This is a genomic window from Sinomonas terricola (assembly GCF_034931225.1).
GTDB lineage: Bacteria > Actinomycetota > Actinomycetes > Actinomycetales > Micrococcaceae > Sinomonas > Sinomonas terricola.
Map to the genome: position 1 here is coordinate 190,226 of NZ_JAYGGQ010000004.1, position 23,273 is coordinate 213,498.

Here is a 23,273-nt window from a genome sequence, read left to right on the forward strand (position 1 = left end):
GGTCAGTCCCCGAGGATGAGTGTGTCCGGCCCGAGCTGGGCCGCGAGCCCCGCGTCGAGGAGCGGGTCGACGGCGGCCCGGAGGGCCTCCATCGAGTCGTCCACTTCGAGCAGCACGGGATGCTGATACGCGACGAGCGCGAGCAGGCCGCGCACGGCGTCCCGCGCGTCGTCCGCGTCGAGGGCCGGGTCGTGGCCCAGCAGGACCTCGGTGGGCTGCTCGTCGTCGCCCGCCCGCATCGCCTGCTGCGCGGCCGCGGGGTTCGCGTAGCTCACGGCGAACGCCCGGAGCCGGCCCTTCTTCCCCGCAGGCACTGACGAGCCGAACGCGCTGTGCGCGGGCGCGCGCAGCACGACGGCGCCGTGCGCGCCCGAGGCGTCGGAGAGGAAGAGCTGCTGGGCCTTGCCGACGCTCAGCGGGGCGGGCGGATCCCATGCATGGACGGCCGTGTAGTAGCGGCCGACGGCGTCGCTCAGCTCGACCGAGCCCGTCGCCAGATCCTGGACGAGCTGCGAGCTCTGCTGCTCGGAGCCATCGCCGAACACGGGCAGCTTGAGCGTGCCCGGCCGGACGACGACGTGCCGCGAGCGTTCGAGCGCCGCGAAGCCCGATGCGCGGGCGAAGGCCTCCCCCGCGCTCCCGGCCGCCGTCTTCGTGCGGAGGCACTTCGGTCCGCCCGGCGCCGTGAGGGCCGCCTCGCGCAGGCGCCTCAGGAGCTCCGTTCCGACGCCGTGACCCCGGTGATCCCGCGCGACCTCGACATACGCCCACAGGCGCCGGGGATGCAGTGTGCTCGCATAGGCAACCCCGGCCGCGACCGGGATGCCCTCGTCCACGGCGACGACGCAGCGCCGCCACAGTCTGCCGGCCGTTTCCGGGCCTGCGCCCGCGCTGGCGGCACCCGCGCCGCCCGAGCCCGCGTCGGCGTCGTCGTCCGGCCCCAGCTGGCCGCGGAACTGCTCCGCGGCCGGGCCTTCGGCGTCACCCCAGATCTGCAGCAGGATCTGATCGTCGCCCTCGCGCCACGCGCGGTAGTTCAGCTCGGCCACGCCCCGTGAGCTCCCTTCGACCTTGCCCGTCAGTTCTTCTCGAGCCGCTCGGCCAGGTAACCCTGGACCTTGTCGAGGGAGACGCGCTCCTGCGTCATGGTGTCCCGCTCGCGGATCGTGACGGCCTGGTCCTCGAGCGTGTCGAAGTCCACCGTGACGCAGAACGGCGTGCCGACCTCGTCCTGGCGACGGTACCGGCGGCCGATAGCGCCCGCGTCGTCGAAGTCGATGTTCCAGCGCTTGCGCAGCTCCGCGCCGAGGGCGCGCGCTTTGGGCGAGAGGTCCTCGTTGCGACTGAGTGGGAGAACGGCCGCCTTGATCGGCGCGAGGCGCGGGTCGAGTCGCAGCACCGTGCGCTTGTCGACGCCGCCCTTCGTGTTCGGCGCCTCGTCCTCCGAGTATGCGTCGACGAGGAACGCCATCATCGAGCGCGTGAGGCCGAACGAGGGCTCGATCACGAACGGGATGTACCGCTCGTTGGTGGTCTGGTCGAAGTACGCGAGCTCGTGGCCCGAGGCCCTCGTGTGGCTCCCGAGGTCGAAGTCGGTGCGGTTGGCGATGCCCATGAGCTCGCCCCACTCGTTGCCCTGGAAGCCGAAGCGGTATTCGACGTCGATCGTCCCGGCCGAATAGTGCGCCCGCTCGTCTTCGGGAACCTCGAAGCGCCGCATGTTGTCCGGGTTGATGCCGAGGCCGACGAACCAGTTCCAGCACGCGTCGACCCAGTGGCGGAACCACTCGTCGGCCTCGGCGGGGGCCGTGAAGAACTCGATCTCCATCTGCTCGAACTCGCGCGTGCGGAAGATGAAGTTGCCGGGCGTGATCTCGTTGCGGAAGGCCTTGCCGATCTGGCCGATGCCGAACGGAGGCTTCCTGCGGGACGTGGTGACGACGTTGTTGAAGTTCACGAAGATGCCCTGGGCGGTCTCGGGGCGCATGTAGTGCAGGCCCTCCGCGTTGTCCACGGGGCCGAGGAACGTCTTCATGAGGCCCGAGAACATCTGGGGCTCGGTCCACTGGCCCGTCACACCGCAGTCCGGGCACGTGATGGACTCCATGCCGTTCTCGGGAGCGCGGCCCTTCTTGGCCTCATAGGCCTCGACGAGGTGGTCCTGGCGGTGGCGCTTGTGGCAGTTGAGGCACTCGACGAGGGGATCGGTGAACGTCGCGACGTGCCCCGATGCCTCCCACACCTTCTTGGGGAGGATGACGGCGGAGTCAAGCCCAACCATGTCCTCGCGGCCACGCACGAACGTCTGCCACCACTGGGCCTTGATGTTCTCCTTGAGCTCGACGCCGAGGGGGCCGTAGTCCCACGCCGAGCGCGAGCCGCCGTAGATCTCGCCCGCCTGGAAGACGAATCCGCGGCGCTTGGCCAGGGAGACGATTGCGTCCAGTTGGGATTTGGGTGCCAAGGCATGTCCTCCATACTGATCAGGCCGCTGGGTGCGGTCCGCTAAGTCCAGAGTCAAGAGTACCGGGACGGGTGGTGGGGCGGGTGCATGCGGGTGGTGGGGCGGGTGCATGCGGGTGGTGGGGCGGGTGCATGCGGGTGGTGGGGCGGGTGCATAGAGTAAGGGCATGCACGACATCGAAATCCGCGAGGGCACCATCCGGCTCGGCCAGCTCCTCAAGCTGGCCTCGCTCGTGGAGGACGGCGTCGAGGCCGCCGAGCTCATCCGCCATGGCCTCGTCAAGGTCAACGGGGACATCGAGGAGCGGCGTGGCCGCCAGCTCGCGGCGGGGGATGTCGTCGAGGTCGGCGGCCAGCGCGTCCGCCTCGTCACGCAGGGCTGACTAGGCTCCCGCGAGGACCTTGTAGGTGAGGAACTCCGCGACGTGGGCCATCTCCGGCCCGCTGATGCTGTGCATGATGCCGTCGTAGACGATCTTCGTGAGGTCGACGCGCTCCCGCACCCAGCCGAGCGTGTACGCGATCTTGTCCTGCGTGATGATGGGGTCGGCCTGGTCGCGGCCCCAGAAGAACGGCACGGTTCCGTCGAGCTCGCCGTCGCGCGCGTAGTCCCAGCCGCCCGGGCCGGCGGCGCGGGGGTCGATCGCGAACCCCGAGAGGCCGACGACGGCCGCGAAGTCGCGCGGGCGGCGGCGCAGGAGCGTCGTCGCCATGGCCATGCCCATCGAGAAGCCGAGAAGGGTGACTGAGGTGTGCTGGGCCCGGATCCCGTCGAGCCATGCGAGGACGTAATTGCCGGCGGCCTCGACCTGGGCGACGTCGAAGTCGTCGGCGCCCATGAGGGGGAACCACTGGTAGGCACCGGGGGCGAGCGTCTGGGGCGCGCGGAGGGAGACGGCGGTGAACTCCTCGGGGAGCAGCGGCACGAGCCCCATGAGGTCGGCCTCGTTGGCGCCGTAGCCGTGGAGCAGGACGACGAGCGGAGTGCCCGTGCGTTCGCCCTCGGGGCGGCTCCAGATGGCGTGGGGTGCCGGGTACTCTGCGTGTGCCGTGGGTTCCGTCATGCGCCCCATTCTTCCACACAGTTGAACCGTCAACTAAATGGGTGGGCACGGTCCGGCGGCTGCCCGCGTTAACTCCCGATAGATAATGCAGGAGTGACGGACATGACCCAGACCAGTCAACACGACGCGCAGCTTGCGGACGGCCACCGCCATCCGTGGCACCGCTACGTCGCCATGGGCGACTCGTTCACCGAGGGCATCGGCGACCCCGACGACGCAGCCCCCGGCGGCCACCGCGGCTGGGCCGATCGGCTCGCCGAAGAGCTCTCCCGCGGAAACGACGGCTTCGCCTACGCCAACCTCGCGATCCGCGGGCGTCTCCTCGGCCAGATCCTCGACGAGCAGCTCGAGCCGGCCCGCGCCCTCTCCCCCGACCTCGTCTCGATCTCGGCGGGCGGCAACGACCTCCTCCGCCCCGGGAGCGATCCCGACGCGCTCGCGGTGAGGCTCGACGACGCCGTCGGACTCCTCGCCGAAGCCGGCGCGACGGTGCTGCTCTTCAACGGCCCCGATGTTGGCTCGACCCCCGTGCTCAGCGCAATCCGCGGGAAGGTCGCCATCTACAACGAGAACCTCCGCACGGTCGCGGCCCGGCACGACGCGATCATCGCGGACATGTGGAGCCTGAGGAAGCTCTCCGACCCGCGGATGTGGGCGAGCGACCGCCTCCACTTCTCGCCCCTCGGGCACCACACGATCACGATCATGGCCCTTGAAGCCCTCAACGTCCCGCACAGCCTCTCCCCACTCGAGCCGGCGCCGCTTCCCGCGCGCTCGTGGCGCGGAGCCCGGGCCGAAGACCTCGTGTGGGCCCGCGAGTATTTCGTGCCGTGGGTCATCCGGCGGCTTCGGCACAAGTCGAGCGGGGACGGCATCTCCGCGAAGCGCCCGACGGCGGAGCCCGTGTTCGGCGTCGGCGTCCCCCTGGGCACGGGCGATGCTCCGGGAACAGCGGCATTCGAGTAGGAGACGGACATGAGCTGGTTCTTCTGGGTGATCGTCTTCGCGTGGGTCATCCCGATCATCATGCGGAGGATGGGGCAAAGCCAGCGCGGACGCCAGATCCCGCCGCGGGACCGCGGCTACAACCGGTACGGAGGCTACCCCGGGAACCCGTACCCTCGCGGGGTCCCGGGAACACGCCCGCCACAGACGGGCCAGCGCCCAGCGGGCCAGCAACCGGCTGGCCAGAATCCCGGGACCCAGCAAGGGCAGCTGCCCCCGCCGGGCGGGGAGAACTGGTGGGAGCACCCCATTCCCCCCGGGAGCTTCCCGGGGCAGCAGATCCCCCGGCAGCCGTCGCCCCAGGCACCCCGGCAGCAGGCGCCCGCGCCCCAAAGGGCGGGGACCCCGCCGTCGTCCGCCGCGAAGCCCCCGCCCCCGGTTCCCGAGGCTCAGGGCTACCGCGCGCGCAAGCTCGCGGAGCTCGACCAGCAGTTCACGGACCAGAAGATCTCCCTCGAGGAGTACATGAAGGCCCGCAACGAGATCATGCGCGGCTGACGCGCCGCCTCAGAGCGTGAAGACCCGCCGTCTGAGCTCGGGGCCGAGCTGCCCGATCTCGGTGAGGAACCCGTCGTGCCCGATCTTCGCGTCGATCGTGTACACGGGGACCTCTCCAGGGAGCCATCTCGCGAGCTGCTCGCTCTGCTCGGGGAAGTAGAGCCGATCCGACGTGACCGACGCGATGAAGAACTCTGATCCGGCCGCCGAGAGCGCACGCTCCGCGCCGCCGCGCCCGCGCCCCACATCGTGGCTCATGAGAGCCTCGGTGAGGATCACGTAGCTGTTCGCGTCGAACCGGCGCACGAGCTTGTCGGCCTGATGGTCGAGGTAGCTTTCCACCTGGTAGCGCCCCCGCGTGGCCGCGCCGTCCGAGGCCTCGATGGGGTTCTCCGCGCCCTGGCCGCGGCGCCCGAAGCGAAACGAGAACTCTGGTTCCGAACGGTAGCTGATGTGCGCGATGCGGCGTGCGAGGCCGAGGCCCGCGTTCGGCGGGACCGCGCCGTAGTAGTCGCCGTCCCGGTAGTTCGGATCCTGCCGGATCGCGAGCACCTGAGCCTGTGCGAGCGCGATCTGCTCGGCGGTGCTGTAGGCGCCGATCGCGACGACGACGCAGTGCCGCACGCGGTGCGGGTACGTCAAGCCCCATTCGAGCGCGCGCGCACCGCCCATCGAGCCGCCGACGACGGCGTGCCAGCGCCGGATGCCGAGCCGATCGGCGAGCCGGGCCTCGGCGCGCACCGAATCGCGGATGGTCACGAACGGGAAGCGCGAGCCCCACGGCAGGCCGTCCGGATCGGGCGAGGCCGGCCCCGTGCTCCCGTAGCAGCCGCCGATCATGTTGGCCGCGACCACGAAATACCGGTCGGTGTCCACGGGCTTGCCCGGCCCGACGAGCGAGTCCCACCAGCCCGGCTGGTCCGCGTGCCCTTGGGCCACGTGCGTGTCGCCGGTGAGGGCGTGCTGGATGAGGACGGCGTTCGAGGCGTCCGCGTTGAGCGTGCCCCACGTCTCGTACGCGAGCTCGACCTCGGGCAGGGCGCCGCCGGCTTCGAGCTGGAGGGCACCGATCGAACACGTGCGCAGCACGCCGTCGCGCTCAAGGCCGGGCGCGGCCTCGCCACGCTCGCGCGGAGCGCTCGCAGGTGCTTCGGCCGGGGCTGCGACTCGGTCCACGACCGTCATGCGACCGGCTCGCCGACGCCGGCCGGCTCGAGCGCCCGGGTTGCCGCGACCGCAGCGAATCCGGCCTCGAGGTCCGCGAGGATGTCCGCGATGTTCTCGATCCCGACTGCGAGGCGTACGAGGCCCGGCGTCACGCCCGCGGCGCGCTGCTGCTCCTCGGTCAGCTGGGCGTGCGTGGTCGACGCCGGGTGGATGACAAGCGAGCGGACGTCGCCGATGTTGGCGACGTGCGAGTGCAGCGCGAGCGCGTCGACGAAGGCCTTCCCCGCGTCCGCCGCCGAGAGGCCCTCGCCGCCCGCAAGCTCGAACGAGACGATTGCCCCTGTGCCCTTCGGCGCGTACTTCTTCCCGAGCCCGAACCACGGGCTCGATTCGAGCCCCGCGTAGGCGACCGATTCGACGTCGTCGCGCGCCTCGAGCCAGCGCGCCACCGCGAGCGCGTTCTCGACGTGCCGCTCGACGCGGAGGCTGAGCGTCTCGAGGCCCTGGGCTATAAGGAACGCGTTGAACGGCGAGACGGCCGAGCCGAGGTCCCGGAGGAGCTGGACGCGCGCCTTGAGGATGTACGCGAGGTTGGCCCCGAGGATGCCGCCGACGCCGAGGTCGCGCGCAAAGACGAGCCCGTTGTAGGTCTCGTCCGGCGTGTTGAAGCCCGGGAACTTCTCGGGGTCCTTCCCGTAGTCGAACGTGCCGCCATCCACGATCACGCCCGCGATGGCCGAGCCGTGCCCGCCGAGGTACTTGGTCGCGGAGTGCACGACGACGTCGGCGCCGTGCTCGAGCGGGCGCAGAAGATATGGGGTCGCGACCGTGTTGTCCACGATGAGCGGGACGCCGGCCTCATGGGCGACGGCGGCGACGGCCTCGAGGTCGAGGATGTTCTGGCGCGGGTTCGAGATCGACTCCGCGAAGAACGCCTTCGTGTTCGGGCGGACGGCGGTCTGCCACTCCGCGAGGCTGTCCGGATCCTCGACGAAGGTCGTCTCGATGCCGAACTTCTTGAGCGTGTGCTTGAGGAGGTTGTAGGTTCCGCCGTACAGGCTCGCGCTCGCCACGACGTGGTCGCCCGACTCGGCGACTGTGAGGATCGCGTACGTCGTCGCGGCCTGCCCCGAGGAGAGCAGAAGCGCGCCGACGCCGCCTTCGAGGCTCGCGATGCGCTGCTCGACGGCGTCCTGGGTCGGGTTGCCGATCCGCGTGTAGATGGGCGCGAGCTCGGCGAGGGCGAACCGCTTGGCCGCGCTCTCCGCGCTCGGGAAGACGAACGAGGTCGTCTGGTAGATGGGCAGGGCCCGCGCTCCGGTCTCGGAATCGGGGGTTTGGCCGACGTGGATCTGACGGGTCTCGAAAGACCATTGGGTGCTGGACATAGCATTCCCTCCGCTGCGCTTGACCGACGGCTCTCGCCGGTCCAGGTCTTCACCCGGGGCACCCCACCGCGGCGGGAGGGTTGCCGGCCAGCAAGCCGGGGCTGTGTGCTGGCACTCATGACCTGATGCGAGTGTAGGAGGCCCACGATTCGCGTCGGCAAATGTATGACCGTGTATGAAGCCCGGTGCCGTGAGTCACCCCTCGAACAGGCGGCGACGGTGCTTGAGCTCCTTGACCCACGCGCGCGTCGGGCCGACGGCGAAGGGAGACGCGCCGCCGTCGTCCGCTTCGAGGGCCGCCACGAGCGGAGCCGAGGCCTTGAGCGCCGTCTCGACCACGGACGCCGCCGCCCGCGCGGGCAGGCCCAGCTCCGTGGCCCACGCGAGGAAGTGCCGCCGCGAGATCCCCGTGCGCTTGCCGCCGATCGGAAGCGCGAGGGACTTGTCCCCATAGGGAACTGTGGAGGGGATGTCGTAGACGGGCGCGACGGCCCACTCCCCCGGCGCGGCGAGGCCGCGGACGACCGAGACATTCTTCGCATGGAGGTCGCCGTTGCCGACGAGCCACGCGAACGCTCCCTGGAGGGCGAGGTTGCGGAGGGCGGGTAGCGGGGCCGAGCAGTGCGCCGCGACCGTCCGGCACAGCTCCTCGAAGCTCACGTTGTACTTGTCCGCGGGGTACAGGCCGAGGAGCTGCGACCCGTCCTCGACCGCGAGCCGCACGGTGCCGCCACCCGAACGCACGGGGCGGTCGAAGCGCTCGACGAGAAGCCCCGCGCGCCCCGCGACGTCATGCACAAGCCGGACGCCGCACACCGGCACGCGGAGCCGCGCAGCGAAGCGGTACATGAGGAACTCGTTCTCGACGACGTGCGGGAATTCGGGCGCGTTGAGCTTCAGGATGTACCGCCGCCCGGCCTCGGCCGCGGGAAGCGAGATCATGCCCGCGCTCACCTTGTCCTGGACGCCCGCGAGCGCCTTCGGGTCGACGAGCGTCGGGTCGTCGACGAGGGCCGCGAAGTCGGGGAGGCGCCGCGCGTCAAACTCGACGGCGTGCTCCGCATCCTCGGCGGGCCCGCCGAGGGGCTCGCCGTGCGGGACAATCTGCACGTCGCCGACCGGGTCAGCTCCCGCGGCCATGAGGAGGCCCAGCTCGTCGTCCGCGCTCGTCTTGACGGCCCGGCGCAGCGACGCGAGGCGCCGCCCCTCCGGAAGGAGGCCCGTGAAGAACGGCGGAACGGCGCCCGCCGGCGTGTCGACCGGGCGGGGCGTGGGCGGGAGGGTGCTCGCGACCCCGTCGCCGCCCGCCGCGAGATAGGCCGGGAGGTAGGTGAACCGCGTGCCGCCCTCGAAGCGCTCGAGCCGCGCGGCGAGCACGCCGCCCTTGTAGACGTCCGCGATGCGGTGCCGCGTCATAGCTGCCTGGTCAGGCTGGTCCTGAGAGCACCCGCGCCTGAGCTGCTGCCGTGGGCGACGACGTCGAGCTCGAGCCCGAGCGCGCCGAGCACCGCCGAGAGCGCGTCGAGGCGCACGCTCGGCTTGCCCTGCTCGACGAAGCGGACGAAGCGCTCCGAGACGCCCGCGAGGTCCGCGAGGTCCTGCTGGGTGAGGGAGAGCGCACGACGGCGCGCGCGGACTTTCGAGGCGATGCCCGCGATGATGTCGTCCACCGTTCGAGGCCTTCCAACTTTCGGTACGTTCGTTCCGATTCCATGCTCGCGCGCGGCGTCGATGTGAGTCAAGCAACTGACGATCCTCGACTTCGGTACGATCGTACCGATTCCGTTTCGTGGGGCGCGAGGATCATCCGCACCTGCCCCGGCCACGCCCAGGCGGTTCTTAGAGCCGTCTTAGACGGGGCAGGGCAGGATAAGCACATGACGTCCTCCGACTTCGCGCCGCGCAGCGCCCCGGCCAGATCTCCGCGCAGCCGCCTCGCCACGCTTCCGAGCCTCCGCCACTGGATCATCGTGCCCGCGGTGATGAGCGTCGTCGTGCTCGCCCTCGGGTTCATCGCCTCGACCTCCGGCGTCACGGCGACGGAACTCACGATCAACCAGACCATGAGCACACAGCACGTCGGCTGGCTCAACGCGGTCTCCCTCGCGGTCGAGAAGATCCTCGGGCCCTCGGGCGCCGTCGTCATCCTCCTCGTGCTCATCGTCCTGCTGTGGTTCGTGCGGCGTACCCCCATCGATGCCCTCGCGGTCGCCTCGATCACCGGATTCGGCTGGGTCTTCAGCCTCATCTTCAAGTACGCCGTCCACCGCCACCGGCCGGACCCGAGCCTCCTTGCGAACCCACTCTCCCCGGACATGGATCCCAACAGCTTCCCGAGCGGCCACGTGTGCTTCGCGGTCTCGCTCACGATCGCGCTCTACTTCCTCTTCCGGGACAGGCGCTGGGGTTCGTGGATCCTCGTCGGCGGCATGGTCGCCTCGGGCCTCGTGGCGATTTCCCGTGTGTACGTCGGCGTGCACTACCCGATCGACGTCATCGCCTCCTTCCCGGCGTCCGTGGCCGGGATCCTGCTCTGGTGCGGCCTCTGGAACCGCTTCGCCATGCCCCTCCTGAGCCGCGTGCCGTTCATCACCCGGCTCGAGTACCGCTGAGCCGCATCACCCGGCCGGCCTTTCCGACTACCCGACAGGACACCGCATGCTCGACCCGACCTCCCTCCTCGTGGACGCCGGACCCTGGGTCCTCGGCGTCGTCGGCCTCATCGTCTTCATCGAATCGGGGCTCCTGTTCCCGTTCCTGCCGGGCGATTCGCTCCTCTTCACGGTCGGGCTCCTCCACGGGAGGCTCGGACTCTCGCTTCCGGCTCTTATCCTCGTCGTGATGGCCGCGGCGATCGCGGGCGACCAGGCGGGCTACCTGATCGGCAAGGCCGTGGGCCGGAGGTGGTTCCGGGAGGACGCGAAAATCCTCAAGCTGAGCCACCTCGAAAGCGCCGAGTCCTTCTTCTCGCGCTACGGCGGGCGGGCGCTCGTCCTCGCGCGATTCGTCCCGATCGTGCGCACGTACACGCCGCTCGTCGCCGGGATGGCGCGCTACCCCTATCGGCGCTTCCTCGCGTGGAACGTGCTCGGGGCGATTGCGTGGGCGGTATCCATCACGATGCTCGGCGTGTGGCTCGGGAACGTGGAATTCATCGCTAAGAACATCGACGTGCTCTCAATCGTCATCGTCCTCGCCTCGGTCATCCCCATCGGCCTCGAGGCGCTGCGGCACCGCCGCGCGGCGAAGAGCACGACGTCCGGCGCCCCCGCGCCCGCCGCGAGCCCGGAAGGACAGCACGAATACGCCGAGGCCTCGGCGGAATGATGACGGATGCCCGCGGAATGTCGGGGGCCCTTGGCACAATGTGAGCCATGGACCCCAGACCTCGCGTGCTCCTCGTCGAGGACGACCGGCAGCTCGGCCCGCTCGTCGCCCAGCTGCTCGGGACCGACTTCGACGTAACCCTGACCCGGGACGGGCGCGAAGGCCTCGACCTCGCGCTCTCGCGCGACTGGGACGCCCTCATCGTCGACCGCGGGCTCCCCGGGCTCGACGGGATCGGCCTCGTCCAGGCCGTCCGCTCGCGGCGCGTTGCGACGCCCGTACTCCTGCTCACCGCGCTCGGGACCGTGCCCGACAAGGTCGAAGGGCTCGACGCCGGCGCGAACGACTACCTCGTGAAGCCGTTCGACGCCGACGAGCTCGCCGCCCGCGTGCGCGCGCTCACGCGGAGCTACGCGCCCGATGCGCGTGGCACGTCCGGACGCGAGCTCCTCGCCGTGGGCGCATGGGAGCTCGACGCCGCCGCCCGCACTCTGTCCTCCCCCTACGGCGGGCGCGTTGAGCTCTCGGCGACCGAAACCGCCCTCCTCGCGATCCTCGCGCGCGAGCCCGAGCGCGTCTTCTCGCGCACCGAGCTCGTGGCGGCAGCCTTTGGCGCTGGCGAGACTCCCGGCGTCGTCGACACCTACGTGCACTACCTCCGGAAGAAGACGGAGAGATCCGTGATCAGAACGGTCCACGGCGTGGGCTATCAGCTTGGCGGCCTCGAATGAGCTGGATTCGGCAGCGGAAACAGCGCACCGCGCGACTCCCCCGCAACTCGGACGAGCTCGCCGTCCGCCGCGCCGCGCTCCGCGTCGGGGCCCAGGTCGCCGGCGCCGTCGCCGTCGTCGTCGTCCTCTTGCTCGCAGGAGCCGCCGTCTTCCTCTGGGTCAAGTCCCAGCCCGCGGAAGTCCTCGCGCATCTCGACCGCTCGGAGCCTCAGGTCGTCCTCGACGCTGTCGACGTGCTCGGGGCCCTGCTCGCGGGAGGAGTTGCCGGCATCCTGCTCGGCGGCGTCGTCGGCCTCGTGAGCGCACGGCGCGCGGTCAAGCCGCTCGGCGAGGCCCTCGCGCTCCAGCGGCGCTTCGTCCAGGACGCGAGCCACGAGCTCCGCACACCGCTCGCCGTCCTCGACACGCGCATCCAGCTCGCGCAGAAGCAGCTCGGAGCGGAGAGCGAGGCGGCTCCCGTGCTTGCCGAGCTGCGCTCCGACGCCCGCGCGCTCGCGTCCGTCATCACCGACCTCCTGCACAGCGCGGCGCGCCCCGGCCCGGACCTGCCCGAGGCGCCCACCGAGCTCGGGCGGCTCGCGCGCGACGCCGTCGCCGACCTCGGCGTGCTCGCGGCCGAGAAGGGCGTCGAGCTCGTCGCGGACGCGGGCCTCGAGCCGGTGGCCGTCGCGGTCGAGGAGGCGTCGCTCCGACGCGTCGTCGTGGCGCTCGTGGACAACGCGCTCAAGTACACGCCCGAGGGAGGGCGCGTGGTCGTCGGGGTCCGCGCGGTGCCCGGCGGCGGAAGGGCGACGACGGCGCTCCTCACCGTGAGCGACACGGGCCCCGGGATCGCGGGGCCCTCGCCCGAGCGGGTGTTCGAGCGGCACGCGGGAGGCGCGGGGACCGCTGCCGGATCAGGGGCGGAATCGAACGTCGAATCGGACGCCGCAGGGCCACGCCGAAGCTATGGGCTCGGCCTCGCGCTCGTCCGAGAGATCGCCGTGCGCAACGGCGGGGCCGTGCGGATCGCCGAAACCGGCACGGGCGGGACGACGATGGAGGTCTCGTTTCCGACCTCACCCATGAGGTTAGGTTAACCTAAGCTGAGAGGCCAATCACAAAGTGCCAAGATGACAGCATGCGTATGGACCATGTTTCTTATGCTTGCGAACCTGACGGCTTGGCAGCCACGACGGAGAGAATTGCCAGCGCACTCGGGGTTGAGGCTGTCAAAGGCGGAGTCCACCCTCGGTTCGGCACCCGCAATATGATCATCCCTCTCACGGGCCACCACTATCTCGAGGTCGTCGAAGTACTCGACCACCCCGCCTCGGACAAGGCGCCGTTCGGCCAGGCGGTCCGCGCGCGCTCCGCCGCCGGCGGCGGATGGATGGGCTGGTGCGTCGAGGTCGACGATCTGGTGCCGTTCGAAGAGCGCCTCGGCCGCAAGGCCGTTCCGGGCAACCGCAAGTTCCCGGATGGCCGCGAGCTCGTGTGGAAGCAGATCGGCATCCTAGGGCTCATCGCCGACCCTCAGGTCCCGTACATGCTCAAGTGGGAGGGCGATCCGGGCCTCCACCCCTCGAACGCGTATCTCGGCACTGTGTCGGTCACGAAGCTCACGATCGCGGGCTCCGCCGAGCGCGTGACGGAATGGCTCGGCGAGCCCGTCGAGCGCCCGCTCGAGGACGTCGCGGTCGAGTGGGTCTCCCCCAAGGGAACGCCGGGGATCATGTCGGTCACGTTCGGCACCGCGAACGGGTCGGTCACGATCTGACCGTTTGAGGCCTGGCCACGCGTCGGCGAGAGGTGGCCACGCGTCGGCGAGAGGTGGCCACGCGTCGGCGAGAGGTGGCCACGCGTCGGCGAGAGGTGGCCACTTCTCACCCCAGGCCGATGGACTTCCCGACGAGGCTGAAGCCCACGAACGCGACGACGTCGAGCAGGGCGTGGGCGACGACGAGCGGCATGACTCGCCCGTACCGCCGGTACACCCAGCAGAAGATGAGCCCCATGACGGCGTTCCCGACGAACGGCCCGATGCCCTGGTAGAGGTGGTAGCTGCCGCGGAGGATCGCGCTCGCAGCGACAATCGCGGGCGTGCGCCACCCCAGCCGGCCGAGCCACCCCATGAGGAAGCCGACCACGATCGTCTCCTCAAGGACGGCGTGCCTCAGGGCCGAGAGAACGAGCACGGGGACCGTCCACCAGTACTGGTCGAGGCCGCTCGGGATGATCGACGTCGTGATGCCGAGGGCACGGCCCGCCCAATACAGTCCCAACGAGGGGATGCCGATCGCGAGGAAGAGGCCGACGCCATAGAGCACGTCGCGGCCTGGCCGGCGAAGGTCGAAGCCAAGCCGTGCGAACGGCACCCGCCAGGCCCCGCGCCCCGAGGCCTCCCACACGAAATACAGCACGAGCGCGACCGGAACCAACGAGAACACGATGTCGAGCAGCTGGTACGCAAGATCGAAGTACTCGCGCGAGCTCAGGGACTGGTTGAGCGTCGACTTGCCCTGCGAGAGCGGCGCGCGCGTCGCCTTGTCGAGCAGCTGCACGACCGAGTACACGGCCGACTGGCCGAGCGAGAGCCCCAACACGATGAGGAGCTGGGCTCCCCAGCGCGTACGGGAGCCTGAACGGACGACGGCGGGTGCATCGGGCATGCCTCAATCCTCCCCTACGCTGGGGCTATGAGCGCGCCGCGGCAGATCATCATGGTCCGGCACGGCCAATCGGCCGCCAACATGGACACGAGCATCTACGAACGCGTGCCCGACTACCGCATCCCGCTGACCGAGCTTGGCCTCCAGCAGGCCCGCGAGGCGGGCCGGGCTCTCCGGGAAAAGCTCGACGGCGAGAAGGTGTGCGTGTACGTCTCCCCGTATCTCAGGGCGTACCAGACGTTCGACGCGCTCGGCATCGCCGACCTCGCCGAACGCGTGATCGAGGAGCCTCGGCTGCGGGAGCAGGACTGGGCGAACTATCAGGTTCCCGAGGACATCGAGGTGCAGAAGGGGCTCCGCGATTCCTACGGCCACTTCTTCTTCCGCTTCCGCGAAGGAGAATCCGGCAGCGACGTCTACGACCGAGTCTCGAGCTTCATGGAGACCCTGTACCGGCACTGGGACAAGCCGGCCTACGCGCCGAACACCCTCCTCGTGACCCATGGCCTCACGATGCGGCTCTTCTGCATGCGCTGGTTCCACTGGACCGTCGAATACTTCGAGTCGCTCAACAACCCGGAGAACGGCGCGGTGCACACCCTCGTCCGGCAGCCCGACGGCAAGTACGCCCTCGACCGTCCGTTCAGCCAGTGGGCCGTTCGGACCTCGACGGATACGGTCCTCTCGACGCTCGAGGGCCGCCCCTAGCGCACCCGTTCCCCCGCGCGCCACACGGCGAACGTGAGCGGCATCCCCGGTCGGTACGCGAGGTGGGTCGCCGAGGGCGCGTCGAGGAGCTGGATGTCGGCGCGGTGGCCGACCGCGATCGAGCCCACCGCGCGCTGGCCGTCCTCGTCCAGCCCCACGTGGCGGCGCAAGGCGAGGGCGCCGCCGAACGTCGCGGCGCGGACCGCTTCCTGGACGCTCAGCCCCATCTGGAGGACCGCCGTCGTGACGCAGAACGCGACCGAGCTCGTGTAGCTCGTGCCCGGGTTGCAGTTCGACGCGATGGCGATCTGAACGCCCGCATCGAGGAGGCGCCGGGCGGGAGCCAGAGGCGCGCGCGTCGAGAGGTCGCAGGCCGGAAGGACGGTCGCGACAGTTCCCATCCGGCCTACGAACTGCGGCCCTGGCCACTTCCCCCACGAACCCGCGAGCGCCTCGACGTCGGCGTCGTCGAGGAAGTTCACGTGGTCCACGCTCGCGGCGCCGACCTCGACCGCGAGCTGCACGCCGGCGCCCGGCCCGAGCTGATTCCCGTGCACCCGCAGGCCGAGGCCCGCTTCGCGGCATGCGAGGAGCACCCGGCGGGATTGTTCCTCGGTGAACGCGCCGCGCTCGCAGAAGACATCGGCCCAGCGGACGTAGGGGCGAACGGCGTCGAGCATCTCGCCGCACACGAGCTCGGTGTAGGCCTCGGGGTCCGCCCCGGCCGGCACGAGATGCGCGCCGAGATAGGTCACCTCGTCGACAGCTTCGGCCGCGAGCGCGGCGCTCCGGCGCTCGTTCTCGACGTCGAGCCCGTAGCCCGTCTTCGTCTCGAGGTACGTCGTCCCCCATGCCGCCGCCTCCGCGACGCGCGCTGCGAGCAGGCGCCGCAGGTCGCCGTCGGACGCAGCCCGCGTCGCCGCCGTCGTCACGCCGATGCCGCCCGCGGCGTACGCCTGCCCGGCCATGCGCGCCTCGAACTCGGCTGTGCGGTCGCCCGCGAAGACGAGGTGGCTGTGGGAGTCCACCCAGCCCGGCAGCGCGGTGCGGCCTTCGGCGTCGTACCGCTCGTCTGCCGCAGGGGCCGACGACGACGGGCCCACCCAGGCGATCCGCTCGCCGTCGAACACGACGGCGGCGTCCCGGAGGACGCTCGCGGCCGCGGCGTCGGCAGATCCATCCTGCCAATCCTGGGTCGAGAGCTCGCCGATGTTGTCGATGAGGAGGGTTGCGGGGCTCATGCAGCAATCATCTATCGGCGCACCGACAGCCGATGCGGATCGAGCGCCCGCTCCGTCTCGGATACCGGACGGGCACCCGTGCGCAGCGCGTCCTGCCCGGCGAGAAGCTGCCCCGCGGCGTCGTCCGCCAAGGCCGTCGATGTCTGGAATCCATACCCGCCCTGGCCCGCGAGCCAGAAGAACCCTGGGCCTTCGGGGTCGAAGCCGAGCACGGGGAGCCCGTCCGCGGGCGAGGTCCGCAGGCCAGTCCACGAGCGGACGATGCCCGTCACCTGCAGGTCCGCAACCTCGGCGATGAGGCCCAGGGTGCGCTCGACGACCCCGGGGTAGGGCACGGCGTCCTCCGCGCGGCTCGGCTCCGTCTCGGACGGCGACACGAGGGCACCGGCCTCGTCGGGGCGGAAGTACCACGAATCGTCGGCGGCCGCGATCATCGGCATCTCGGGGTCGAGGGGCTCTGCGAGCGAGACGAGCGCCGCCGTCCGCCGGAACGGCTGGAGGCCGAGGCGCTCGACGCCGAAGAGGATCGCGAGATCGTCGGCCCACGCTCCCGCGGCGTTGACGATGCTCGTCGCGTGGAAGCCCTCGGCTCCGGCGCCGACGAGCCAGCCCGCGCCGATGCGCTGAGCCGTGTGGACGGGGCTCCCGAGGTGGATCGCGACGCCGCCCGCCCGCGCGCGGGCTTCGTGGTGGGCGAGAAGGGCGAGGGCATCGGTGCGGACCGAATCCGTGTCCAGCGCGGCAGACTCGAACGCGCCCTCCCGGAGCACGGGCGCCATCGCCCGCGCCTCCTCGGGGGTGAGGTGGCGCATTGCCGCATGCGCCTCGGCCGCCACCTCCGCGCCCGACCCCACGAGCATGAAGCGGCTCGGCCACGCGAGCCGCCGCCCGTCGTCGTCCACCGCGTCGCGGAGCGTCGCGAGCGTGCGGCGCGTGAGCTCCTGGATGGGCGGCGGGCCATAGCTCGGGATGAGCTGCTGGGCAGAGCGCGACGACGTGTGGTACCCGAGGCTCTGCTCAGCCTCGACGAGCGCGACGCGGCACTTACCTGCGAGCGCAGAGGCGAGCGAGAGGCCGGCGATGCCGCCTCCCACGATGAGGACGTCGACGTCGTGGGTGCTGTCGGTGGTGGCCATGCGGCCACGATACCGCGCGGAAGAAGAGTGTTCCCGCGGTGTTGCGAGGTGCCTAAGTAGTAGGTCGGAGCGCGCCTAAGATATGCCTGACAATTTCCCAAATTCAGAAGTGTCACTTGACAATCGCGAAGCGAGACGCAAGGATCGTCAGCATGGTTCGCCGTAACGGGCGCACCACGACGCACGTATTGGGGGTACATGTGACAACTCGATCCTTCCCACCTACAGCAGACCTTGCCCCGGACCTGGGCGATACCAGAGGACAACGACCCTGGCGACCGAGCCGCAAGGGAACACCGGCGAGCGCAAGGCCTTCACACGGCACTCCCGCACGCGCCAAGGTGTCGGCGACGCCCGTGCAGGCGGCGCCCATCGGGGTGGAAAGGTAGAAGGCTGTGGCAGACGGCGAGAAGACGCTGACGATCGGGCTGTCGCAGCAGCTTCATCGTGAACTCAAGATGGCTTCTGTGGTCACCGACTGCTCAATGAAGGAGATCGTGCTGCGGGCAATACGCCGCGAACTGCAGAAAATTAGGTCCGACAGGAGAGGGGAATAGGATGAAGTTGAACCCTAAACACTACATCGGCACGGGAATCGCCGCCGGGATCGCCGCAATATCATTTGTCGTCATGATTTTCGAGAATGGTGAGCACATCTTGGTCAAATCACTAGCTGCAATCGCATTCGCGGCGATCTCAGCGATTCTCATAGTTCGTGGCATCGCAAAAGCACGATCTGGGCGTACAACTCAGGATCCTCTGTGACATCCAGTCAGTAGCCAAGGCAACCCGCGGTCGAGATAGCCCCGCCAACGAGACCGCCCCAAATATTTCCCATCATAAGAGACCACATGCTGGTCGCCGCACCAATTTTGCAGGTGAGCGGAACCGCCGGCGCAGGCGGGCCATACCAACCGCAAGCCGGCGTGTCATGGTTCCATGAATAGCAATTTTCACTGGCGTAGGCAGGGGCCGCCACTGAGAAAGTCCCGCCACCGATGAGTGCTGCAGAAAGTATAAGAGAGGCACCGAAACGACGGATCTTCACGGCCTTGTCCCTTCCTAGATTTGCGGATGCCCGTGGAGCATAGGCAAATAGCCAGGAAGTGGAACAACCTTTTTACAGCTGAAACTGTTGAATTTAAATCATGATCCAAGTGAAGCCGGTCAAATTGGGTCCATACCTAGTGGAAAACATCATTTAATGGGGTCGAATCGCGGCTACTTTCACTTGACACGCCGGGCAGGATCTCGGAAGAATCACGCTCAACCGACCATCACTCTTTGGGGGAACGATGACAGTCACCAAGCATTCTTCGCCATGGATCTGGACGAGCCTCACCGCTGTCCTTCTATGGGCCTTCGCCGTTCTGATCGGCGGGCTCGGCTTCGTCATGGCGAGCGAAACGGCGCGCGAGTCCACCGCCGACGGCACTTTCCTTCAATCGCTCTTCGGGATCCCCTTCTTCGAGGGGTTCCGCGCCGACGGACGCTTCGGAGTTCACCTCCAATGGGGGTTGGTGCCACTTCTCGCACTCCCGGCCGCCGCGACGGCCGCCGCCGCGATCATTGGGAAGCAGCGCGCCGTCAGGCAGGGCTGACGAGCGCGTCCCTCGCGGCGACGAACGCCGCCACGGCGGTCTCGACGTCGTCCGCAGTGTGCGCCGCGGAGAGCTGGACCCGAATGCGCGCAAGCCCCTTCGGGACGACGGGATACGAGAATGCCGTGACGTAGACGCCGTGGGCGAGCATCTCCGCGGCGATCCGCCCGGCGAGGGCCGCGTCGCCGAACATCACCGGGACGATCGCGTGCTCGCCGGGGAGTAGCTCGAAGCCCTCCTCGGCCATGCGCCGCCGGAAATGGGCCGCGTTCTCGAAGAGCCGTTCACGCAGGTCGCCCGAGCCGGCCACGAGGTCGAGGGCGCGCATCGTCGCGGCGACGATTGACGGCGCGACCGAGTTGGAGAACAGGTACGGCCGGGCCTTCTGGCGGAGGATCGCGACGATCTCGGACCGTCCCGAGACGTAGCCTCCGGACGCCCCGCCGAGCGCTTTGCCGAACGTACCCGTGTAGATGTCGATCCGATCGGAGACCCCAGCGTGCTCGGGGGTCCCCGCGCCGGTCGAGCCCATGAAGCCGACGGCGTGCGAATCGTCCACCATGACCATCGCGCCGTAGCGCTCGGCCAGCTCGCAGATCTCCCGCAGCGGCGCGAGGTAGCCGTCCATCGAGAAGACGCCGTCGGTGACGACGAGCACGCGCCGCGCTCCGGCGCCGTCGTTCATTGCCGCGGCCTCGCGCAGGCGCTCCTCAAGCTCGCCCATGTCCCGGTTCGCGTAGCGGAGGCGGGCCGCCTTGCACAAGCGGATGCCGTCGATGATCGACGCGTGGTTGAGGGCGTCGGAGATGACGGCGTCCTGGGGGCCGAGGAGAGCCTCGAACACGCCGCCGTTGGCGTCGAAGCAGCTCGAGAACAGGATCGTGTCCTCGGTGCCCAGGAACTCGGAGACGCGGCGCTCGAGGGCGAGGTGCGCGTCTTGCGTGCCGCAGATGAAGCGCACGGACGCCATGCCGAAGCCGCGCTCGTCGAGCGCCCGCTTCGCGGCGGCGATGAGCTCGGGATGGTCGGCGAGGCCCAGATAGTTGTTGGCGCAGAAGTTGAGCACCTCCCCCGCCGGGGCGTTGAGCGGTCCGGCCTGGATGTGGGCCGACTGCGGCGAGTCGATGTGCCGCTCCTCCTTGAACGTCCCGGCGGCGCGGATCTCCGCGAGCTCCGCGGCGAGCTGCTCCCTGACTGCGGTGAACATGTGGTTCCCTCTTCTTCCGTTCGCCCTAAACGCCCGACCAGTCCAGCACCACTTTGCCGCCCCGGCCAGAGCGGGCGACGGCGAAGCCCTCCTCCCAGCGCGAGGCCGGGAGGACGTCGGTCACCACAGCGGCGACGTTGCGGTGCAGCACCGGGTCGGAGGAGAGCATGGCGCTCATCGCGTACCAGGTCTCGAACATCTCGCGGCCATAGATCCCTTTGAGGGTGAGCATGTGCGTGACGATCTTGCCCCAGTCCACCTCGATCGGCTGGGCCGGGAGGCCGAGCATAGCGATCCGGCCGCCGTGGTTCATGTTCTCGATCATCTCGGGGAGCGCGGACGGGTGGCCGGACATCTCGAAGCCCACGTCGAAGCCCTCGCGCATGCCGAGCTCGCGCTGCGCCTCGCGGACGCTCATCGTGGAGACGTCGACGGCCAGGTCCACGCCCATCTGGCGCGCGAGCTGGAGGCGCGGCGCCGAGACGTCCGTGATCGCAATCTTGCGCGCGCCCGCGTGCCGGGCAACGGAAATGGCCATGAGGCCGATCGGGCCGGCGCCCGTGATGAGCACGTCCTCGCCCACGAGCGGGAAGCTCAGGGCGGTGTGGACTGCGTTGCCGAACGGGTCGAAGATCGCGCCGAGCTCGGGCGTGATCGAGGGATCGTGGTGGACCCAGACGTTCGTCTCCGGGATGACGACGTACTCGGCGAACGCGCCGTCGCGCTGTACCCCGACGCTCTGGACGTTGATGCACATCTGACGCCGGCCCGCGCGACAGTTCCTGCACATCCCGCACACGATGTGGCCCTCGCCCGAGACGCGGTCGCCGACCTTGACCTCGCGCACCTCATCGCCGATCTCGACGACCTCGCCGTAGAACTCGTGGCCCGGGATGAGCGGAACGCGAATCATGGACTGCGCCGTTGCGTCCATCGCCTGGATGTGGAGGTCGGTGCCGCAGATGCCGGTCGCGAGGACGCGGATTTTGACGTCGGCCAGCCCGGCCTGCGGCTCAGGGCGCTCGACGAGCTCGAAGCCGGGCTGGGGGCCGGCCTTGAAGAGGGCTTTCATGATGCCATTCAAGGGCAGCCGATGGCTTAGAACAACAGCAGGTGTCTCAAGGGATGGTTTAGGGATTGCTTACGTCGGAGCTTCCCCGCGCCCGACCGCTGCGGTGGGTTTTCGAGTTTCGCGGGCTCCGTCGGCATTGGTCATGTAAATTCTGGCGTGATGGGGATCGCCACGTGTCGCCATCCGCGCGTACAGAGGAGTGGGGACGGCATGGGGTACACACGGGTCTTGCGTCGGGTCGTTGCACGCGTTGACATGGTCCTGGGGGCGAGCGGTCGCGGATTGCGAGCCTCATTCCGACGGCTCGCATTGGCGGCAGTCCTCATCGCCGGGTCTTGCCTGGTCCCTCAGGTGGGTGCTGAGGCCGCAACGCTCCCACCACCGCCGACCGGCACGACCGCGCAGCCTCAGCTCACCTACGGCGGTGGGGCGATCGTGAGTGACATCCAGGTGGTCCAGGTGCTGTGGGGCCCCGGAACGTACCTGCCGCAGGTGCAGCGCACGACGGCGCCCAGCATCGCATCGTTCTATGCCTCGGTCCTCGGCGGGCCCTCGCCGCTGAACACGTGGCTCGACGCCGACTACAACACGGTCGGCGGCACGAACCAGCACTTCGGCACGGGCACCTTCGCGGGGCAATACCTGATCAGCCCCTCAACAGGCACGATGGTGGACGACTCACAGATCCAGTCCGAACTGCGCGCCCAGATCGCGGCAGGAAACCTGCCGAGTCCGGCAGTCGACGCCGCTGGCCGGGACAGGACCTACTATGCGATCTTCTTCCCAGCAGGGACAGCGGTCACGCTGCGCGGGATGAGCTCGTGCACGTACTTCGGCGGCTACCACAACGCCGTTCCGGGGACCGCCGGCACGCCGACCTTCGCCTACGGTGTCCACCCGGACATGACCGCATGCCCGTACTACGGGCCGTCGGCATGGGAGAGTACGACCATCATCGCCTGGCATGAACTTGCGGAAACAATGACCAATCCTGGGACCCTCGCGACAGGGTACGGCTGGGTCAACTCCAACGGCGGCGGCAGCGAGATCGCCGATATCTGCACCGGAACCGTTGGCACCACCACCGGGACCGACGGGCTCAGCTACACCGTGCAATACCTGTGGAGCAATTCCCGGAATGCCTGTTACCTGCCCGACGACTTCGCGATCTCCACGCCGCTCACCGCACCGCTCCAGGCGGGATCCAGACCATCGTCCGTCTCGATCTCCACGAGGGTGACCTCGGGTGGCCCTGCCACGATCACCTTGTCGGTCAGCGGCGTCCCTCGGGGCCTCGCGGCATCAATCGCCGCCTCGGCAACCAGCGGGGATACCGTCCAGTTGAGCCTCAGGGCCGACGGCAGCGTCTCCGCGGGGACCTACCCGCTGACGATCAGCGGAACCTCGTCCGACGGCATCAGCCATGCCGCGGTCGTTACCGTGGTCGTCACCGCAGCGGCACAGCACGGACGGGCCCCCGGACGCTGACCGCGCCGATCTCAACCACGGCCCCGATGAATCACCGAGGCCAGATTGTCCGGGCCGTGAGCTAGGGTCGAATCCTGGGCGTCACAGGGGGTGGTGCCGGATGGGGGGCAGTGGAATGTTCACAAGATATCGACGTTTGGGCGCGCTCTGGAGCGCGATCTTCTGCGGACTGAGCCTGATTCTGAGCGCCATGAGGCCCAGCAGCTACGGAGCGGTCGTCTGGACGACGGCGGCACTCGCCATGGTCGTTCTGGCAGCCGTCTGTGTCCTGGCACGGCGCCCACGAATCGGTGCGATCGGCTTCATCATCGTCGGAATGAGCGGTGCCGTCTTCCTGTCCGCGAGCAGGCTCGACTTTCCCGCGTCGTCCTCAGTGTGGGTTTGGATCGTCGTGGCCCTGGGGATGGCAACTTTGGGCCTCGTCGAGAGCGTCGATGCCCGGAAGGACCCGGACTAGAGGTCCCCGTTCAGGTCGGCCGCCGCCAACGCCGGCGAAGGAGGCCGCGGGCAGTCGAACCGCTCGAAG

The 23,273-nt window shown here is 69.3% G+C and carries 26 protein-coding genes and 1 riboswitch; of the genes, 14 read left to right on the plus strand and 12 right to left on the minus strand.

Going from position 1 to position 23,273, the window contains the following annotated elements; translation table 11 throughout:
* Positions 1 to 2: 2 nt before the first annotated feature.
* Together SPF06_RS07955 and SPF06_RS07960 are read right to left on the minus strand one after the other, a co-directional pair.
* Positions 3 to 1,049 carry a GNAT family N-acetyltransferase gene (locus SPF06_RS07955; RefSeq protein ID WP_323278489.1) on the minus strand — a complete coding sequence of 349 codons (1,047 nt, stop codon included), beginning with the start codon at positions 1,047 to 1,049 and terminating at the stop codon, positions 3 to 5.
* 29 nt (positions 1,050 to 1,078) lie between these two features.
* The gene (locus SPF06_RS07960) at positions 1,079 to 2,464 is read right to left on the minus strand and encodes a glycine--tRNA ligase (protein ID WP_323278490.1); all 1,386 of its coding nucleotides are present in this window, start codon (positions 2,462 to 2,464) and stop codon (positions 1,079 to 1,081) included.
* A gap of 166 nt (positions 2,465 to 2,630) precedes the next feature.
* Here SPF06_RS07960 and SPF06_RS07965 point away from each other — a divergent pair, with 166 nt between their 5' ends.
* Positions 2,631 to 2,846 carry an RNA-binding S4 domain-containing protein gene (locus SPF06_RS07965; RefSeq protein ID WP_323278491.1) on the plus strand — a complete coding sequence of 72 codons (216 nt, stop codon included), beginning with the start codon at positions 2,631 to 2,633 and terminating at the stop codon, positions 2,844 to 2,846.
* Here the strand turns inward: SPF06_RS07965 and SPF06_RS07970 are convergent, their stop codons facing one another.
* Positions 2,847 to 3,527 (minus strand): alpha/beta hydrolase, encoded by a 681-nt coding sequence (locus tag SPF06_RS07970; RefSeq protein ID WP_323278492.1) that lies wholly within the window; start codon positions 3,525 to 3,527, stop codon positions 2,847 to 2,849.
* Positions 3,528 to 3,629: 102 nt separating this feature from the next.
* Between SPF06_RS07970 and SPF06_RS07975 the strand changes: the two genes are divergently transcribed.
* Entirely contained in the window at positions 3,630 to 4,493 is an 864-nt protein-coding gene (locus SPF06_RS07975) for an SGNH/GDSL hydrolase family protein (protein WP_323278493.1), read from the plus strand.
* Positions 4,494 to 4,502: 9 nt separating this feature from the next.
* Positions 4,503 to 5,030 (plus strand): hypothetical protein, encoded by a 528-nt coding sequence (locus SPF06_RS07980; RefSeq protein WP_323278494.1) that lies wholly within the window; start codon positions 4,503 to 4,505, stop codon positions 5,028 to 5,030.
* Positions 5,031 to 5,039: 9 nt separating this feature from the next.
* Here the strand turns inward: SPF06_RS07980 and metX are convergent, their stop codons facing one another.
* From metX to SPF06_RS08000, 4 genes are all read right to left on the minus strand, one after another.
* The gene (gene metX, locus SPF06_RS07985) at positions 5,040 to 6,215 is read right to left on the minus strand and encodes a homoserine O-acetyltransferase MetX (protein WP_323278495.1); all 1,176 of its coding nucleotides are present in this window, start codon (positions 6,213 to 6,215) and stop codon (positions 5,040 to 5,042) included.
* A complete protein-coding gene (locus SPF06_RS07990; RefSeq protein WP_323278496.1) occupies positions 6,212 to 7,585 on the minus strand; it encodes a bifunctional o-acetylhomoserine/o-acetylserine sulfhydrylase in 1,374 nt (457 codons plus the stop codon). Before SPF06_RS07990 ends, metX begins: the two co-directional genes overlap by 4 nt.
* A 10-nt stretch (positions 7,586 to 7,595) precedes the next feature.
* Positions 7,596 to 7,708, minus strand: a riboswitch (SAM riboswitch).
* A 72-nt stretch (positions 7,709 to 7,780) separates the two neighbouring features.
* Complete coding sequence (locus SPF06_RS07995; protein WP_323278497.1) at positions 7,781 to 9,001, minus strand: type II toxin-antitoxin system HipA family toxin; 1,221 nt, start codon at positions 8,999 to 9,001, stop codon at positions 7,781 to 7,783.
* Entirely contained in the window at positions 8,998 to 9,255 is a 258-nt protein-coding gene (locus SPF06_RS08000) for a helix-turn-helix transcriptional regulator (protein WP_323278498.1), read from the minus strand. Before SPF06_RS08000 ends, SPF06_RS07995 begins: the two co-directional genes overlap by 4 nt.
* A gap of 207 nt (positions 9,256 to 9,462) precedes the next feature.
* Between SPF06_RS08000 and SPF06_RS08005 the strand changes: the two genes are divergently transcribed.
* The 5 genes from SPF06_RS08005 to SPF06_RS08025 are packed head-to-tail and all read left to right on the plus strand — an operon-like array spanning position 9,463 to position 13,402.
* A complete protein-coding gene (locus tag SPF06_RS08005; protein ID WP_323278499.1) occupies positions 9,463 to 10,197 on the plus strand; it encodes a phosphatase PAP2 family protein in 735 nt (244 codons plus the stop codon).
* A gap of 46 nt (positions 10,198 to 10,243) precedes the next feature.
* A complete protein-coding gene (locus SPF06_RS08010; RefSeq protein WP_323278500.1) occupies positions 10,244 to 10,912 on the plus strand; it encodes a DedA family protein in 669 nt (222 codons plus the stop codon).
* Between the two features lie 47 nt (positions 10,913 to 10,959).
* Complete coding sequence (locus SPF06_RS08015) at positions 10,960 to 11,643, plus strand: response regulator transcription factor (protein WP_323278501.1); 684 nt, start codon at positions 10,960 to 10,962, stop codon at positions 11,641 to 11,643.
* Positions 11,640 to 12,722 carry a sensor histidine kinase gene (locus tag SPF06_RS08020; RefSeq protein ID WP_323278502.1) on the plus strand — a complete coding sequence of 361 codons (1,083 nt, stop codon included), beginning with the start codon at positions 11,640 to 11,642 and terminating at the stop codon, positions 12,720 to 12,722. The genes SPF06_RS08015 and SPF06_RS08020 overlap by 4 nt, the downstream gene beginning before the upstream one ends.
* Before the next feature lie 41 nt (positions 12,723 to 12,763).
* Positions 12,764 to 13,402, plus strand: a complete 639-nt coding sequence (locus tag SPF06_RS08025; RefSeq protein WP_323278503.1) for a VOC family protein — start codon at positions 12,764 to 12,766, stop codon at positions 13,400 to 13,402.
* 106 nt (positions 13,403 to 13,508) lie between these two features.
* Here the strand turns inward: SPF06_RS08025 and SPF06_RS08030 are convergent, their stop codons facing one another.
* Positions 13,509 to 14,294, minus strand: coding sequence for a type II CAAX endopeptidase family protein (locus SPF06_RS08030; protein WP_323278504.1), 786 nt, complete (start codon positions 14,292 to 14,294; stop codon positions 13,509 to 13,511).
* 27 nt (positions 14,295 to 14,321) lie between these two features.
* Here SPF06_RS08030 and SPF06_RS08035 point away from each other — a divergent pair, with 27 nt between their 5' ends.
* On the plus strand, positions 14,322 to 15,002 hold the full coding sequence (locus SPF06_RS08035; protein WP_323278505.1) for a histidine phosphatase family protein: 681 nt from the start codon (positions 14,322 to 14,324) through the stop codon (positions 15,000 to 15,002).
* Here SPF06_RS08035 and SPF06_RS08040 read toward each other — a convergent pair.
* Both SPF06_RS08040 and SPF06_RS08045 read right to left on the minus strand, forming a co-directional pair.
* Positions 14,999 to 16,243 carry an amidohydrolase family protein gene (locus SPF06_RS08040; protein WP_323278506.1) on the minus strand — a complete coding sequence of 415 codons (1,245 nt, stop codon included), beginning with the start codon at positions 16,241 to 16,243 and terminating at the stop codon, positions 14,999 to 15,001. The genes SPF06_RS08035 and SPF06_RS08040 overlap by 4 nt on opposite strands.
* Positions 16,244 to 16,254: 11 nt before the next feature.
* Positions 16,255 to 17,379 carry an NAD(P)/FAD-dependent oxidoreductase gene (locus tag SPF06_RS08045; RefSeq protein WP_323278507.1) on the minus strand — a complete coding sequence of 375 codons (1,125 nt, stop codon included), beginning with the start codon at positions 17,377 to 17,379 and terminating at the stop codon, positions 16,255 to 16,257.
* A gap of 395 nt (positions 17,380 to 17,774) precedes the next feature.
* Between SPF06_RS08045 and SPF06_RS08050 the strand changes: the two genes are divergently transcribed.
* The 3 genes from SPF06_RS08050 (at position 17,775) to SPF06_RS08060 (ending at position 18,980) form a co-directional block, all read left to right on the plus strand.
* Positions 17,775 to 17,936 (plus strand): hypothetical protein, encoded by a 162-nt coding sequence (locus SPF06_RS08050; protein WP_323278508.1) that lies wholly within the window; start codon positions 17,775 to 17,777, stop codon positions 17,934 to 17,936.
* 1 nt (position 17,937) lies between these two features.
* Entirely contained in the window at positions 17,938 to 18,144 is a 207-nt protein-coding gene (locus SPF06_RS08055) for a hypothetical protein (protein WP_323278509.1), read from the plus strand.
* 530 nt (positions 18,145 to 18,674) lie between these two features.
* The gene (locus SPF06_RS08060; RefSeq protein WP_323278510.1) at positions 18,675 to 18,980 is read left to right on the plus strand and encodes a transcriptional regulator; all 306 of its coding nucleotides are present in this window, start codon (positions 18,675 to 18,677) and stop codon (positions 18,978 to 18,980) included.
* On the opposite strand, the gene SPF06_RS08065 is transcribed toward SPF06_RS08060, so the two are convergent.
* Together SPF06_RS08065 and tdh are read right to left on the minus strand one after the other, a co-directional pair.
* The gene (locus SPF06_RS08065; protein ID WP_323278511.1) at positions 18,967 to 20,187 is read right to left on the minus strand and encodes a glycine C-acetyltransferase; all 1,221 of its coding nucleotides are present in this window, start codon (positions 20,185 to 20,187) and stop codon (positions 18,967 to 18,969) included. The two genes, SPF06_RS08060 and SPF06_RS08065, sit on opposite strands and share 14 nt — an antisense overlap.
* 25 nt (positions 20,188 to 20,212) lie before the next feature.
* Positions 20,213 to 21,259 carry an L-threonine 3-dehydrogenase gene (tdh, locus tag SPF06_RS08070; protein WP_323278512.1) on the minus strand — a complete coding sequence of 349 codons (1,047 nt, stop codon included), beginning with the start codon at positions 21,257 to 21,259 and terminating at the stop codon, positions 20,213 to 20,215.
* A 435-nt stretch (positions 21,260 to 21,694) separates the two neighbouring features.
* On the opposite strand from tdh, the gene SPF06_RS08075 reads away from it, so the two are divergent.
* On the plus strand, positions 21,695 to 22,747 hold the full coding sequence (locus tag SPF06_RS08075; RefSeq protein ID WP_323278513.1) for a hypothetical protein: 1,053 nt from the start codon (positions 21,695 to 21,697) through the stop codon (positions 22,745 to 22,747).
* A 190-nt stretch (positions 22,748 to 22,937) separates the two neighbouring features.
* Complete coding sequence (locus SPF06_RS08080) at positions 22,938 to 23,204, plus strand: hypothetical protein (protein ID WP_323278514.1); 267 nt, start codon at positions 22,938 to 22,940, stop codon at positions 23,202 to 23,204.
* Positions 23,205 to 23,273 lie beyond the last annotated feature (69 nt).

What these genes read in the sequence shown, in the direction of transcription:
- SPF06_RS08060 (WP_323278510.1), top strand. Translation starts at nt 18,675, where the DNA reads ATGACAGTCACCAAGCATTCTTCGCCATGGATCTGGACGAGCCTCACC.
- SPF06_RS08030 (WP_323278504.1), bottom strand. Translation starts at nt 14,294, where the DNA reads ATGCCCGATGCACCCGCCGTCGTCCGTTCAGGCTCCCGTACGCGCTGG.
- SPF06_RS07990 (WP_323278496.1), bottom strand. Translation starts at nt 7,585, where the DNA reads ATGTCCAGCACCCAATGGTCTTTCGAGACCCGTCAGATCCACGTCGGC.
- SPF06_RS08015 (WP_323278501.1), top strand. Translation starts at nt 10,960, where the DNA reads ATGGACCCCAGACCTCGCGTGCTCCTCGTCGAGGACGACCGGCAGCTC.
- SPF06_RS07975 (WP_323278493.1), top strand. Translation starts at nt 3,630, where the DNA reads ATGACCCAGACCAGTCAACACGACGCGCAGCTTGCGGACGGCCACCGC.
- SPF06_RS08005 (WP_323278499.1), top strand. Translation starts at nt 9,463, where the DNA reads ATGACGTCCTCCGACTTCGCGCCGCGCAGCGCCCCGGCCAGATCTCCG.
- tdh (WP_323278512.1), bottom strand. Translation starts at nt 21,259, where the DNA reads ATGAAAGCCCTCTTCAAGGCCGGCCCCCAGCCCGGCTTCGAGCTCGTC.
- SPF06_RS08025 (WP_323278503.1), top strand. Translation starts at nt 12,764, where the DNA reads ATGCGTATGGACCATGTTTCTTATGCTTGCGAACCTGACGGCTTGGCA.
- SPF06_RS08040 (WP_323278506.1), bottom strand. Translation starts at nt 16,243, where the DNA reads ATGAGCCCCGCAACCCTCCTCATCGACAACATCGGCGAGCTCTCGACC.
- SPF06_RS08055 (WP_323278509.1), top strand. Translation starts at nt 17,938, where the DNA reads ATGAAGTTGAACCCTAAACACTACATCGGCACGGGAATCGCCGCCGGG.
- metX (WP_323278495.1), bottom strand. Translation starts at nt 6,215, where the DNA reads ATGACGGTCGTGGACCGAGTCGCAGCCCCGGCCGAAGCACCTGCGAGC.
- SPF06_RS08020 (WP_323278502.1), top strand. Translation starts at nt 11,640, where the DNA reads ATGAGCTGGATTCGGCAGCGGAAACAGCGCACCGCGCGACTCCCCCGC.
- SPF06_RS07995 (WP_323278497.1), bottom strand. Translation starts at nt 9,001, where the DNA reads ATGACGCGGCACCGCATCGCGGACGTCTACAAGGGCGGCGTGCTCGCC.
- SPF06_RS08010 (WP_323278500.1), top strand. Translation starts at nt 10,244, where the DNA reads ATGCTCGACCCGACCTCCCTCCTCGTGGACGCCGGACCCTGGGTCCTC.
- SPF06_RS08065 (WP_323278511.1), bottom strand. Translation starts at nt 20,187, where the DNA reads ATGTTCACCGCAGTCAGGGAGCAGCTCGCCGCGGAGCTCGCGGAGATC.
- SPF06_RS08045 (WP_323278507.1), bottom strand. Translation starts at nt 17,379, where the DNA reads ATGGCCACCACCGACAGCACCCACGACGTCGACGTCCTCATCGTGGGA.
- SPF06_RS07970 (WP_323278492.1), bottom strand. Translation starts at nt 3,527, where the DNA reads ATGACGGAACCCACGGCACACGCAGAGTACCCGGCACCCCACGCCATC.
- SPF06_RS08035 (WP_323278505.1), top strand. Translation starts at nt 14,322, where the DNA reads ATGAGCGCGCCGCGGCAGATCATCATGGTCCGGCACGGCCAATCGGCC.
- SPF06_RS08080 (WP_323278514.1), top strand. Translation starts at nt 22,938, where the DNA reads ATGAGGCCCAGCAGCTACGGAGCGGTCGTCTGGACGACGGCGGCACTC.
- SPF06_RS07980 (WP_323278494.1), top strand. Translation starts at nt 4,503, where the DNA reads ATGAGCTGGTTCTTCTGGGTGATCGTCTTCGCGTGGGTCATCCCGATC.
- SPF06_RS07965 (WP_323278491.1), top strand. Translation starts at nt 2,631, where the DNA reads ATGCACGACATCGAAATCCGCGAGGGCACCATCCGGCTCGGCCAGCTC.